This is a genomic window from Bradyrhizobium sp. USDA 4502 (genome assembly GCF_054063355.1).
The window spans coordinates 1,999,847-2,011,785 of record NZ_JBSSGF010000001.1 but is presented as its reverse complement, the minus strand read 5'-3'; the positions used below and the strand labels follow the sequence as shown (position 1 = coordinate 2,011,785).

The following is an 11,939-nucleotide window of genomic DNA, read 5'->3' as shown; positions in this document are numbered from 1 at the left end:
GGTTGCGCCGGCGGGCCCGATGCGCGTTGATTCAGATCAAGCCTTGCAGTCGACAATGTGCTTCTGATCTTGCGCGGCTCGATCGTCGTAACCTGCACATTTGCCAGATGATTGCCGGAGCGCATGACATGCGTCAGCACCGCTTACGGACCCTCGCAACCGCAGCGCTGCTGTTGCTTGGCCTGACCGCTCCAGCACGCGCCGATGACCAACAGTCGCCCCAGCGCATCCAGGAAGAGATCTGGGCGTTGCCGACCCCGCTGCCAATGTTCGCTTATCTGGTCCGTCCGCTCGGCGATGGCCCTTTCCCACTGGTCATCATGAACCACGGCGTGTCACTGAACGCCAGGGATCGCAGCTTCTTCCCGCTGGTCGAATTTCGCGATGCCGCAATGTGGTTTGCACGGCGCGGCTATCTCGTGGTGGCGCCGGTCGGGACCGGCTATGGCGCGGCGGCCATCGACATTCCTGAACGCGGCCTTTATGGCCCGTTCTTCTCCAAGATCGGCATATGCACCAATCCGAATTTCCTCGATGCGGCCCTCGCCGTCGCACAGGTCGATCTCTGGATCATTGATTACATGGCTGCCGAAAAGCGCACCTTGCCGAAGGACGTCATCGTCGTCGGGCAGTCGGCCGGCGGCTGGGCTGCGATCGCGCTGTCGAGCCTCAACCCGCCGCAAGTCAAGGCCATCATCACCTTCGCGGCAGGCCGCGGCGGCCGTGTCGACGGCAAACCCAACAACAATTGCGGCCCCGACAGACTGGTCGAGGCCACCGGCATGTTTGGCCATACGTCGCGGGTGCCGATGCTGTGGTTCTACATCGAGAACGACACATTCTTCGGCCCGGCCCTGTCGAAGCGAATGCACGAGGCCTTCACGCGCGCCGGCGGTCGTGCCGAGTACCATCTTTTGCCGCCGTTCGGCGACGAAGGGCATTTCCTGATCGGCTCTCCCGATTCCATTCCCATATGGTCGCCTTTGGTCGAACGATTTCTCGACAAGGTTCGCTAGGCGGCCGTTCGCGCTGGAGGAGCATCCATGGTCCGATATGGTGCCTTGGCGAAGTTGGCGCTGTTTGCGGCCGGCATCAGTGCTGCCCACGCTCAACAGACGTCCTCACCGCCTGCTACGGTGAAGGACGGCGGCGAAGTAGCCCCGCGGGGGGCACGTCAGCCGGTGCGGGACATCAAGTATGGCGAGTGGCGAAAGGTCTGCTTCAACGCCGCCGGCGCCAAGACACTATGCCGGACGACGATCACCGGCACCTTCCCCACCGGGCAGACGGCCGTTCGCCTCGATCTGATCGAGCGAGAGGACGGCAGCAGCCGCGTCCAGCTATTCCTGCCGGTCGGGATGTATCTGCAAGCCGGCGTCAAGCTATCGGTCGACCAGAAGGCGGTTCGTCGGCTGCCCTACACCTGGTGCGCGACCAACATGTGCATCGCGGCCGATGTCGCCGATCCCAAGCTTCTCGAGGACATGGATGGCGGAAAGACGCTCTCGATCGAGGTCGTCGACACCAGCATTTTGACGATGACGACATCGGTGCCGCTCGACCGCTTTGCAAGCGTGCGCAAGGGCGCGCCTGCGCTGACGCTCGATCAAGTCATCGATGAATGATTGAGACCGGCTGCCGCTAGACCACGCCGGCCAACAGCCGTTCAATCGGCTGGATCAGCGAGTTGGCGGTGAATGGCTTGGTCAGATAGGCAACGCATCCCGATGCCGTTGCCGCCATGCGCGTCGCCGGGTTGTCATTTCCGGTGATGTAGATGACGGGGATTTCGATGCCCTGATCCGCCAGGCGGTGCCGCAGTTCGATCCCGGACCCATCGCTGAGATTGATGTCCAGTATCAGGCAAACCGCGCTGTCAAAGCTGCCATGTCTCAGTAACGCGCTTCCGGTCTCGAATAGCCTGGATGCAAATCCGCACGCCCGCAGCAGACGTCCGATTCCACGAAGCATGGAAGGATTATCATCCACAACGAAAACGAGTTTCGCGGTCGGCAAATCCTGAAGCCTCTAGCTATCGCTGAATGACCTTCGCCCGCGTATGGATAAAGGGCACGTCAAGCGGCTACCAGCGCGCAATGTTCTCCGCGGCCAAGATCGGAGATACGCCGCGTCACAGAGCTTTCATATTGTACCATGGGACAGGAGGGGCAGAGCTGCCCGGCCGATCAAGCCTTGACCTCGCCACCGGATGCGCGCGTGCCGAGCTGCTCCGCGATCGAAACCAGCTCGGCAAGCGACTGCACCTGCATCTTCTCCATGACCTGGTGACGATGCGCCTTGATCGTGCGTTCGGTCGTGCCAAGCTCGTGGGCAATCTGCTTGTTGATCCGGCCGCACACAATCAGATCGAACACCTGCCGCTCGCGCGGGGTCAACTTCGCCAGCAGCGCGCGCAGCGAATCGAGCCTGGTTCGCCGGCCGCGGGCCAGTTCGTGCCGCGCAAGGGCGCGATTGATCGCCTCGATCAGCTGTTCCGACGCGATCGGCTTGGTCAAAAAATCTTCGGCACCTGCCTTGATCGCCTGGACGGTGGTCGCCGTGTCGGCATGTCCGGTCAGGAATACGATCGGGAGCGTCGACCCCAGTTCGTTGAGACGCCCCTGCAGCTCCGGACCACTCATTCCGGGAATGCGTACGTCCAGCAGGATACAGCCGGTCTCTTCGTCGTCAGGCAATTGATCGAGCAATTCCCGAGCCGATGCGTAGGTGGCCACACGATAGCCTGCGAGCTTGAGCCGGCGCTCGAGCGCTGCGCGAAACGAGGCGTCGTCGTCGACTATGTGCACGTAAGCGTGCATTATTGCTCCACCGGCCAAAATCGCCGCTACCTGTAGAATGACCATCAGCGGCGATCTGAAAATGCTGCGTTCGTCGTAAATTGAACCTTGCAATAAGGCAAACAAGACCCAAACGCGCTACGCGGCCAGCGGCAGTGAAAGGTGGAATACCGCCCCTCCTCCGGACTGATTCTCGGCCCAGAGCTGGCCGCTATGCGCAAGAACGATCGTCCGTGCGATGGACAGGCCGATGCCCATGCCCTGCTCCTTTGTGGTGAAGAACGGATCGAAGATGTCGTTCAGCCTGTCCTGCGGAATTCCCGGCCCGGAATCGCTGATGGAAATCACCGCCGACGCGTCCCCATTGACTTCCGTACGGCCGATGATGGTGCGCCCGTAGGGCATTTTGGCCATCGCGTCCATGCTGTTGACGACGAGGTTGAGAATGACCTGCTGCAACTGCACCGGGTCGCCCTTCACCCGCAGGGTCTGCGGTGAGGTCTGCAGATAGATTGCGACGTTGCGCGTCGAGGCCTGCAGCTTGAGGAAATCAAATGCTTCCCGCATGGTCTGGTTGAGGTCGATCTCCTTCTTCTCAAATGGCGCACGCTTGAGCAGGCTGCGCATCCTGCGGATCACCTCGCTTGCACGCAGGTCATCGCGCTTGATGTCGGAAATGATTTCCCGCACCTCCTGAAGGTCGGGCGTCGGCGACGCGAGGATCAGCTCCGCGCTCTCGGCATTGGTCAGGATCGAGCCCAGCGGCTGGTTGAGCTCATGGGCGATCGAGGACGAGAGCTCACCGGCAGTCGCCTGCCGATTGATATGGGCGAGTTCGGACAGGCGACTGCGGGCTTCGACCTCGGCACTCCGCCGCATGTGACGCTCGTGCAGCAGGAACGCAATGAGCGCGGTTTGAACCAGCAGCGCCACTGCCAGGGCAACGGCCCGCCAACGATATTTTTCCAGGAAGGACGGCTCACGGAAGCGAATTTCGTTGCCTCTTGGCAGACTGGCTTCGCTGACGTTCCAATGCTGCATCTGCCGCCAGTTGAAGATCGGCTTCACCGCATCGATGACCGACGGTGGCAGGCTTTCCGGCGCCTCGCCATCCAGAATGCGCAGCGCCCTTCCCGCAGCCTCGGCACCGATCAGCGACGGAACTATGACGAATCCGCCGATGCCGCCCGCCCCGAGAAAGGTCTCCGCGGCGACGACAATCGGACGATTGGCTCTTGCCGCGACAAATGCGAGGGCATCCGACGGCGGATAATAGTTGCCTTTGCCGTCGCTATAGAGGCCCGTGTAGATGATCGCGCTATGATCGGGGAGCGCCGCGACCCGCTCAACGATCTCGGGCATCGGACGTCCGATGATCTCGACGATGTCGAGGCCCGGAATGCCGGCCGCTGCCTGGTCTTTCCAGTTGCGAAACAGAACTTGCCGGTCCCAATCCGCGCCAACCAGCACGACGGTCTTGAGGCCCGGCAACACGGCGCGGGCAGCCGTGACGGCATCCTTGAGTTTCAAGTTCACGATGCCGCCGGTAACATAGGCCGGCGGCTGCAATCGCTTGAAATCGGCCTCTTCGACCAGCGAAAACACGATTGGCGTGTCGGGCCAGAGCTGCGGGCGCCAGCGGAGCGCAAGCTCAAGCGCAGCCGCGCCAATGGTGACCACCACGCCGATCGGCCGATCGCGATATTTCGCCTCGAGGAATCGCCGGAAATCCTCCTGATAGGCCTCGCCGCCGAAGCGATTGAGATCGAGGCTTTCGGTGTAGACGGTGGTCGGCGCGTGCCCGTGAGCGCTCACCGCATCCCTTAGGCCAACGAACACCTGGTAGTAGAAGGGGCCACGTCGATCGGACTGGTCCAGCACCAGCATGGAATGCGGGCGCGTTTGTTGCGCCCGGAGATCAGCCGGTGCCAACAAAGCAGCCAGCAGGATGATCAGTCCAGAGAGCCGAATTGCACTGCCCATAACGTTCGGAGCCGGAGACCAACGGGTCCAAAACCTAGCACCCGGTTGTCGCCGAGAAAATTGAAAAGTAATCTAAGACTGTGCGCACCAATTTACGAACAAATTGCCGCATTTCGCGCACCCTGTCCTTTAGGACAATGACCTCAAGACCAATAGAGACCGGCCGGGCCCTGTCGTAGTTATTGCGCGCGGACAAAAGCATTTCGAGCCGCCGCGGACGCTGCATCAGTTGTTACCCGAGAGAGTTAGTCCATGTTTGCTCGCGTCAATGCCAGACCCGCCAATGTGCCGAGCATCCTCGGTGGGTTGACCGTCCGGCACGCCAACTGCATCACCAGCGAATTCCACTACAGGAAAGGCACCGAGATCTACGGGGAGAAGGAGCCGGCAGAGTACGTCTACCAGGTCGTTTCGGGGGCGGTCCGCAGCTACAAGCTGCTTTCCGACGGACGCCGCCAGATCGGTGCCTTTCACCTCGTCGGGGATATTTTCGGCCTCGAGAATGCCGAAACCCACCGCTTTACCGCCGAAGCCATCGTCGACACGAACGTGCACCTGATCAGGCGGATCAGCCTCGAACGCGTGGCCGATTCCGATTTCGCCCTGGCTCGCAACCTGCTGGTCATGACGACCAGCAACCTGCGGCATGCCGAGGAGCACATGCTGCTGCTCGGCCGCAAGACCGCATTGGAGCGGGTTGCCGCGTTTCTGCTCGAAATGGATCGCCGGCTGACCGGAGTCGGTGTCGTCGCCTTGCCGATGTGCCGGCGTGATATTGCCGACTATCTCGGACTGACGCTCGAAACCGTGTCACGTGCGCTATCCAAGCTGCACGCCTACGGCGCGCTCAACTTCCTTGGCTCGAACCAGCGCGAGATCATGCTGGTCGACCGCGACCAGCTGTCCAGGCTGGACGACTAGCCGACGTCAAGGGGATTTCGTGAGCGCCGCCTGGCGCTCGATGGTCTTTTGCAACACTTCGAACAAGACCGCGGTCGACCATCCGAACATGAGAATGCCGTTCATGGCCGCCATCGGTCCGATCAACAGCCACTGCTTGACCGGGATGACGTCGCCATAGCCGAGCGTGGTGTAGTTCACAAAGGCGAAATACAGCAGATTGCTGCCGGCAGGCGCGGCGCCGAGCACCCAATAGGCCAGGCTCCACACCACGATCTCAAGCGTGTGAGCCAGCATCAGCGCAAGCGCGGTTGCGACCATCACGCCGCTGAGCTGTAGCCCCGCCCGGCCGGCCGCGCTCAAGGCAACGTTGCGAAGCAACCCGATGGCCGCGACTGTCCACAGCGAATGGATCGCGATGTTGATCGCGCTCACCGCCGATCCCACGAGGAGCTGAAACAGCATTATCGCTCTCCCGCCAGCCGGGCGCGGTCGTCCCGGATCCATGCCGTGAGCAATTCCCAGGCGACCGCGAGAATGATTGGACCGATGAACAGGCCCACGATGCCGTGGGCAAGCGTGCCGCCGATCACGCCGACAAAGATGACGAGCGCCGGCGTGGTCAAGCCCCGCCCCATCACCAGCGGCTTCAGCACATTGTCGAGGACGCCGACGACCAGGAAGAAGAACGTGAGGGCGAGTGCGGTCGTGAAATCCTTGGCCGACCATAGCCAGATGATGACCGGAAACAGCACGATTGCCGCCCCGATCTGCACGATCGCGAGCAGCATCACGACAAACGCCAGCAGCCCCGCACTCGGGATCCCCGCCAGCTTGAAGCCAATGCCGGCCAGCAGCGATTGCAGGACGGCGACGCCAATGACGCCGCGGGAAACCGCCCGGATGGTCGCACCTGCAAGGTCGAGGAAGTGCTCGCTCTGCTCCGGCACGATGCGGGACAGGAAGCTCCGGCACGCCGCCGCAAGCTGCAAGCCATACGGAAACAGAAACCCTGCCACGACGACCGCCAGCAGAAACTTCAGCATCCCGATCCCGGCATCGCTGGCAAATGCAAACAGGGTCCCGGCCAACGGCTTCAGTTGCGGCACGACCTCGCGCAGCACGGCACGCAGATTGGTCGACGCCCGATCCCAGATCTCATGGAGTGGGCCGCCGATCAGCGGCCAATCCTTGATCTCGGGCGGCGGCGACGGCACGACAACGTGGCCGGCGCCGAGTTGTTCGGCGAGCTCCCTCACCCCCTCTACTGCTCCGATTCCGAGCCAGGTCGCCGGCCCGATGACGACTCCCAGAGAGATCAAGGTCAGCACGAGCGCCGCGATGCCGGTATGGCCGCCGAGCATTGCTGCGAGCCAGGTGAAGACGGGATAGAGCGCGACCGCGAGCACCACGCTCCAGGCCAGGATCGGCACGAACGGGCTGACCAGAACGAACGACCAGTAGATCAACAGCGCCAGCAATCCGAGGCGAATTGCGAGCTGGACGAACTCGTCTCCGGTCACGAGCTGGCGAAGGGTTTTCAAGAGCGTGCTTTCGATCGAGCATCAGCAGCTACCCGGGAAGCGATGCCATCGCCTTGCTGCGCACGGCTTGATTCAGATCAAGCGTGATGCGTCCGGACTTTCACCGAAGAAGCGGCCCGGTTCGGGGGCAGGAGATCACGAGCGCGATCGCGCCCCATCAGGCGGCGGCCTGCCTATCCGCGGCAATTGTCCCAGGTGCAGGATCAATCGTCCGCACCGCCCTCTTGCCACTTTGATTCAAATCAAGCTTCGGGCCGGCCGCGGCTGACAGGCTCGGCGTCCTCATGGATCGGACAGCCGCTCTCGATTTGGCTGCCTTTCGGTCGCGACTGCCTGTGTCACCCCGATGTGGAGGACGTCATGAAGAACACCAAGACCCTGCCGGCCTTGATCCTGCTTGCGAGCATGGTCGGCATTGGCGCGAGCCAGGCGGCCCCGTTGCCGACCAATGTCGCGGCCATGAAGGGCATGGTCGAGAGCAACACCGCCCTTCAGGTGCGCTGGGGCGGCTGGGGCGGCTGGCGCGGCGGCGGCTGGGGCTATCGCGGTTGGCGCGGCTACGGCGGCTGGGGAGGCTATCGTGGATGGGGCTATCGAGGCTGGGGCGCTGCGGCCCGCCGGTGCGATCGTTGGCGGAGCCATCGCGAGCTCGGCCTACTATGGCGCGTATCCCTACTATGGCGGTGGATACGGCTATGGCGGCGGCTATGGCTACGACTATTGCCCGCCGGGCGGAGGCTACGGCTATTACGCTCGGCCACGCTACTATGACGGATGGTAGTGCCGGCTTTACGTGACAGGCCGGCCTTCGGTGATGTCACCGAAGGCCGAGCAGCGAACGCCGATAGCCGCTCTCGCGCGCTTCATTCCTGCACACGAAACCGCCATCGAAGCCCCTGGCATAGCGGCTTTGCCCTTTGAGGTAGTAGCGTCCGCGCCGAAAATCGAGCCAGACCACGCTATCGCCGGGGCAATGCCGCTGAGCCTGGGCTTCATAGCGGAAAGGCGTCAGCGGCAGCGCGGCCGTCTGTTGCGCGCAGCAAAACAAGAAGGTCGCGGCGCAGGCCCCGACGCCCAACCTGGCCGCCAGACGGTCTCGACGTCCGCTCGATTTTTCAGCTAATTCGAAGTGCATTCATTGCCGCCGGGAATGATCCGTGTCGTGCCGAAGACGATAGCTCATATTGTCAGAGCTTCGCGGGCGGAGCACCTCAGAACGACGATTCCAGCATCACGCACGGCCAACAAGAGGCGCGCTCAGGACGATAGCAATCCAAAGGCGATCGCCGCGGTCGACAGCATCCCGGCCGTCACGACCACGACCTTGAAGGCAATATCGCCGTCGGCCGCTTCAAGCCAGCGACGCAGCCAATTGCGAGCGCCAGCCGGCTGGCTTGCGCCACGCACTCGCCGAAATCTGTCGCTGGTATACCCCATGGCTGCGATTGTAGATCGCGGTGGAATGGAGAGGCCAGTGCAGCTTGTGCCAAGCAGTCAGGGTCACGTGCGACGGCTTAACTGACCCAATTGGGCTATACGAGCCGGTTCGGCGCCAAGGCCCGCTCAACCAGCGCGCCCTAGCTGCCCTTCGAGCCGGCGGCGTTCCGCATCGGCCGCTCCTCCTCCGACGCGCTCTTCGAGGGCGCCGCGCCGCACATGGAGCTACTCCTTGATTCCACGGTCGTCGCGCGAGCGGTGCGATCAAATGGATTCCGCTCCATGACCTTCAGCGAAGCGAGCTCCTCCTTGTTCAAATAGGAGATCTTTCCCGGCGGAGTCATGACCATCCTGCCGATGGCCGACGGAGGAATACGGAGCTTGGCCGACAACCTCGCAAGCTTGATCGTGTCACGAATCGTTCGACTGTCCTCGTTGCCGTGTAAATTGGAAACCGAATGGACGCCGATCTTGGCATTTGGCGCCACATAACGCTTCCTGCTCGCCAGGAAAATAAAAGCGCATGCCGAGTCGCATTCTCCGGAAACGTAACTGGCGATTTGCCTCTGGTGCGCGAGCATGGCGATTCGGAAGCCTTCGTAGAGGGACCCACCTCGGGAATCGAGATCGAGGCCAACGACCCGGCGCTCAGTCGCCAGATATCCGCGAAAGCGGACAAAGTCCCCATCCCTGATATCTCCACTGAGCTTCAAGACATCTCCAAAGCACCCCTGGACACGGGAGAACTCCATCGCGAGACAGTTCGTCGAGGTCAGCACGACCGCGATGCTCAAAACGCATCCTGCAATCCGCATCGAGCGAATTGCAGGCGCTCGAGAATGAAGTTGACCCGCTGCGACATCGCTTCGGGGTGGCCGCAACCCATGCGTGGCGCACCGGCCGTTTGCGTCGCCGTCGATAAATGTCGCGCGGAGGACCCTCAAAGCGTGCTTCCAGGCTGCCACGGCGCTCCCCATTGGACCCGGGACCTCGCACGATAAACAGAGCATCGACGCGCATCGTGGGTTGATCTGAATCAAACCCAATTCGGCAAGCGCGCAGGCGGGAGCGCCATTTTGACGTCTAGAGAGCGACGCTGGCCCTCAAGCGCACGCCCCGTGCCGAGAGCGAACATCATCTACCGCGACCCTACGATCAGCCAGTCCAATCCAGCATCGGGGTCACCGACAATCTCCACCTTAAGTCATTCATTTCATTTATTTCTTTTTCCCCCGATCCTTGAGGGGACTGGACCGCTTGAGGAATCCCATCCGGCTCGACATGCGCGATCAATCCACGCTCCACGCGAACTGCTGGTCGCCAAGGCAACCTAACGCGGGATGCGGCGTCTCGATGGTGCAGCGTCCCGAAAGCCGCCGCTTGCGCCCCATGGCTTGAGCGATGGCCGCCCACACGCGCCGGACAACGCTGTCCGCGACGCGTCATCTTGTGTAAACTCCCACTGCATCCCGATCGATTTGGGAGAACGACAATGAAAGTCTTCTTGCTCGCCTGCGTGGCCGCCGTCGTCGTGTCGGCATTCGGGGCCCTGGCGCTAAACCGGGTGCAAGAACCGGTCGCACAGGCCTTTGCAACGACGGGCGTACGGCTGTAGCAAGTTCGCGTTCAACGGCTGCGCGCCCCCCTACTCCGCCGCGGTGACGGAGGGCTGGGGTCGAGCATCGCGCGCATTCTCCTCTTCCAGCCAGAGGCTGTGGTGCTCCCTGGCCCAATTGACATCGACGGTGCCGCTTCCCATCGCCTCGAACGCGCCTTCCATGCCGATCGTGCCGATATAGATGTGCGCCAGCATCACTGCCGTGAAAAGCATCGCGACGATGGAGTGGACGATCTGCGCAAGCTGCATCCCTTCGATGCCTGACAGGTAGAACGGGAACATCAGCACATATCCCGTCGCCGCCACCAGACCTCCGCCGATGACCACGATCCAGTAGATCGCCTTCTGGCCGGCGTTGAAACGATAGGCCGGCGGATGATCGTGCCCGACGATGCCGCCGCCGCGCTTGATCCAGTCGACATCCGCCTTGTTCGGGATATTGCCGGCGATCCACATCAGGAAGATCAGCACGACGCCGATGGTGAACGGGAAGCTGAGATAGTTGTGAACATATTTCGCCCATTGCGACCATTCGGAAAACGCTTCGTGGCCGATCAACGGCAGCAGCAATGGACGTCCAAAAGTGACGTTCAACCCCGAGATCGCCAGAATGATGAAGCAAGTCGCCGTCATCCAGTGCACGAAGCGCTCGAATGCGGAAAAGCGCACGATGGTCCGGCCGGAACGACCGCTCTGCAGCCGTACCATCCCGCGGCTGAGATAGAAGATGACCAGCGCCGCGAGCATGCCAAGAATGGCGATGCCGCCGATCCAGCGCAGCGTCACGTTCCGGAACTCGCGCCATTCACGGCCGGCCGGCTGTTCGAGAACGCCCGAGCGCTGGTCGGGTATGCTGACGCGTCCCTGCACCCGGTTCAGTTCCTGCAGGAGCTGTTGCTCCTTGACCGCGCTTGCGGTCGGGTTGACCTGCTGGGCTACGGACGGGGAAGCCGCGGAGACGAGCAGCAGGAGTCCAGCCACGCCAATGACGAGCCGAACACATCGTGCAAAACACGCCATAAGGTCCTCCCGATATCGACGCGACCCGCGCCAGGTCGTCGTCAGGACTCGATCGTCTCGCGATAGGCGGTCTTCCAGCCCCATGCGCCTGAGCCGTAGCCGCGCTTCAGCACGCGCTCTTTATAGATCTGGGCAATGATCTCGCCGTCGCCGGCGAGCAGCGACTTGGTCGAGCACATCTCCGCGCACAGCGGCAGCTTGCCTTCGGCAAGCCGGTTCGCGCCGTATTTCTCGTACTCTTCCTTGCTGCCATCGGCCTCGGGACCGCCGGCACAATAGGTGCATTTGTCCATTTTTCCGCGCGAGCCGAAATTGCCGACCTTCGGATATTGCGGCGCGCCGAACGGACAGGCGTAGAAGCAGTAGCCGCAGCCGATGCAGAGATCCTTGGAGTGCAGAACCACGCCGTCGGCGGTGGTATAGAAACAATTCACCGGGCACACCGCCGCACAGGGCGCGTCCGTACAGTGCATGCAGGCCATCGAGACCGAGCGTTCGCCCGGCTTGCCGTCGGCGATGGTGACGACCCGGCGGCGGTTGATGCCCCAAGGCACCTCGTGCTCGTTCTTGCAGGCCGTGACGCAGGCGTTGCACTCGATGCAACGGTCGGCGTCGCAGAGAAACTTCATACGTGCCATC

14 protein-coding genes are annotated in these 11,939 nt (G+C 62.2%); 5 read left to right on the top strand and 9 right to left on the bottom strand.

From position 1 onward, the window contains the following. The first annotated feature begins 128 nt into the window (after positions 1-128). Both ACVW1B_RS08855 and ACVW1B_RS08850 read left to right on the top strand, forming a co-directional pair. Entirely contained in the window at positions 129-1,016 is an 888-nt protein-coding gene (locus ACVW1B_RS08855; protein WP_456821532.1) for an alpha/beta hydrolase family protein, read from the top strand. 27 nt (positions 1,017-1,043) lie between these two features. Further along, a complete protein-coding gene (locus ACVW1B_RS08850; RefSeq protein WP_456821531.1) occupies positions 1,044-1,625 on the top strand; it encodes an invasion associated locus B family protein in 582 nt (193 codons plus the stop codon). A 16-nt stretch (positions 1,626-1,641) separates the two neighbouring features. On the opposite strand, the gene ACVW1B_RS08845 is transcribed toward ACVW1B_RS08850, so the two are convergent. From ACVW1B_RS08845 to ACVW1B_RS08835, 3 genes are all read right to left on the bottom strand, one after another. Beyond that, on the bottom strand, positions 1,642-2,016 hold the full coding sequence (locus tag ACVW1B_RS08845) for a response regulator transcription factor (RefSeq protein ID WP_456821530.1): 375 nt from the start codon (positions 2,014-2,016) through the stop codon (positions 1,642-1,644). Between the two features lie 170 nt (positions 2,017-2,186). Further along, positions 2,187-2,819: a response regulator transcription factor gene (locus ACVW1B_RS08840; protein WP_456823015.1), complete on the bottom strand. Its 633-nt coding sequence runs from the start codon at positions 2,817-2,819 to the stop codon at positions 2,187-2,189. Between the two features lie 117 nt (positions 2,820-2,936). Further along, positions 2,937-4,367 carry a sensor histidine kinase gene (locus ACVW1B_RS08835; RefSeq protein ID WP_456821529.1) on the bottom strand — a complete coding sequence of 477 codons (1,431 nt, stop codon included), beginning with the start codon at positions 4,365-4,367 and terminating at the stop codon, positions 2,937-2,939. 666 nt (positions 4,368-5,033) lie between these two features. Here ACVW1B_RS08835 and ACVW1B_RS08830 point away from each other — a divergent pair. Next, positions 5,034-5,702: a helix-turn-helix domain-containing protein gene (locus ACVW1B_RS08830; protein WP_456780922.1), complete on the top strand. Its 669-nt coding sequence runs from the start codon at positions 5,034-5,036 to the stop codon at positions 5,700-5,702. 6 nt (positions 5,703-5,708) lie between these two features. Here the strand turns inward: ACVW1B_RS08830 and ACVW1B_RS08825 are convergent, their stop codons facing one another. Continuing rightward, positions 5,709-6,146 (bottom strand): potassium channel family protein, encoded by a 438-nt coding sequence (locus ACVW1B_RS08825; RefSeq protein WP_038374727.1) that lies wholly within the window; start codon positions 6,144-6,146, stop codon positions 5,709-5,711. Then, positions 6,146-7,225: an AI-2E family transporter gene (locus ACVW1B_RS08820; RefSeq protein ID WP_253609263.1), complete on the bottom strand. Its 1,080-nt coding sequence runs from the start codon at positions 7,223-7,225 to the stop codon at positions 6,146-6,148. The genes ACVW1B_RS08825 and ACVW1B_RS08820 overlap by 1 nt, the downstream gene beginning before the upstream one ends. Before the next feature lie 580 nt (positions 7,226-7,805). Here ACVW1B_RS08820 and ACVW1B_RS08815 point away from each other — a divergent pair. Beyond that, on the top strand, positions 7,806-8,006 hold the full coding sequence (locus ACVW1B_RS08815) for a hypothetical protein (RefSeq protein WP_456821528.1): 201 nt from the start codon (positions 7,806-7,808) through the stop codon (positions 8,004-8,006). A 36-nt stretch (positions 8,007-8,042) separates the two neighbouring features. On the opposite strand, the gene ACVW1B_RS08810 is transcribed toward ACVW1B_RS08815, so the two are convergent. Both ACVW1B_RS08810 and ACVW1B_RS08805 read right to left on the bottom strand, forming a co-directional pair. Continuing rightward, on the bottom strand, positions 8,043-8,360 hold the full coding sequence (locus ACVW1B_RS08810) for a hypothetical protein (RefSeq protein WP_028334134.1): 318 nt from the start codon (positions 8,358-8,360) through the stop codon (positions 8,043-8,045). Positions 8,361-8,802: 442 nt separating this feature from the next. Further along, positions 8,803-9,456, bottom strand: coding sequence for an ATP-dependent Clp protease proteolytic subunit (locus ACVW1B_RS08805; protein WP_253609265.1), 654 nt, complete (start codon positions 9,454-9,456; stop codon positions 8,803-8,805). Between the two features lie 698 nt (positions 9,457-10,154). Here ACVW1B_RS08805 and ACVW1B_RS08800 point away from each other — a divergent pair. Next, entirely contained in the window at positions 10,155-10,277 is a 123-nt protein-coding gene (locus ACVW1B_RS08800) for a hypothetical protein (RefSeq protein ID WP_256520575.1), read from the top strand. Positions 10,278-10,307: 30 nt separating this feature from the next. Here ACVW1B_RS08800 and ACVW1B_RS08795 read toward each other — a convergent pair whose 3' ends face one another. Together ACVW1B_RS08795 and fdh3B are read right to left on the bottom strand one after the other, a co-directional pair. Further along, positions 10,308-11,300: a formate dehydrogenase subunit gamma gene (locus tag ACVW1B_RS08795; RefSeq protein WP_253609266.1), complete on the bottom strand. Its 993-nt coding sequence runs from the start codon at positions 11,298-11,300 to the stop codon at positions 10,308-10,310. A gap of 41 nt (positions 11,301-11,341) precedes the next feature. After that, on the bottom strand, positions 11,342-11,938 hold the full coding sequence (gene fdh3B / locus ACVW1B_RS08790) for a formate dehydrogenase FDH3 subunit beta (protein ID WP_011088224.1): 597 nt from the start codon (positions 11,936-11,938) through the stop codon (positions 11,342-11,344). Between the last annotated feature and the right edge of the window lies 1 nt (position 11,939).